This window comes from Pseudomonas sp. KB_12 (genome assembly GCF_052114545.1).
Taxonomy (GTDB): domain Bacteria; phylum Pseudomonadota; class Gammaproteobacteria; order Pseudomonadales; family Pseudomonadaceae; genus Aquipseudomonas; species Aquipseudomonas brassicacearum.
This window is the reverse complement of the sequence record NZ_JBFREY010000106.1, coordinates 1-455: the sequence shown is the minus strand read 5'-3', so window position 1 is coordinate 455 and position 455 is coordinate 1. Positions and strand designations below refer to the sequence as shown.

Below are 455 nucleotides of genomic sequence, written 5' to 3'. Positions count from 1 at the left end.
CCAAAAGACGACGTCTACAAAGACGCTGGCAAAGTCGAAGTCAGCATCGATAAAGCCACTGGTGGTAACTTCGAGAACCTGGTTCCGAGCACCACGCCTGCGGTGACTGACGTTACCGATACCATCGACACCTCGACTGTCAGCCTGACCGCAACGTCCACCGTCGCRGAAGGYGGCACCGTGGTKTACACCGCCTCGGTTAACGCACCCGTGACCGACGCTCCGTTGGTTATTACCCTGTCGAACGGCCAGACCATCACCATCCCGGTTGGCGCCAGCAGTGGCAGCGTGAACTTCGTTACGCCGAACGACGCCCTCGCAGGCGGCGATAACCTGAGCGTGAAGATTGATGACGCCAAGGGCGGCAACTACGAAAAACTGGACATCGACGGCAAGCCTGCCGACACCATCGTCACAGACACCCAGGACACCACTGGCCTGACGCTCTCGGCAAC

General features: G+C 59.5%; 1 protein-coding gene. It reads left to right on the top strand.

All coding sequences use genetic code 11. The features are described 5' to 3' along the window. A partial coding sequence (locus AB4Z20_RS28065; RefSeq protein ID WP_442091244.1) for an immunoglobulin-like domain-containing protein occupies window positions 1–455 on the top strand: 455 nt, incomplete at both ends.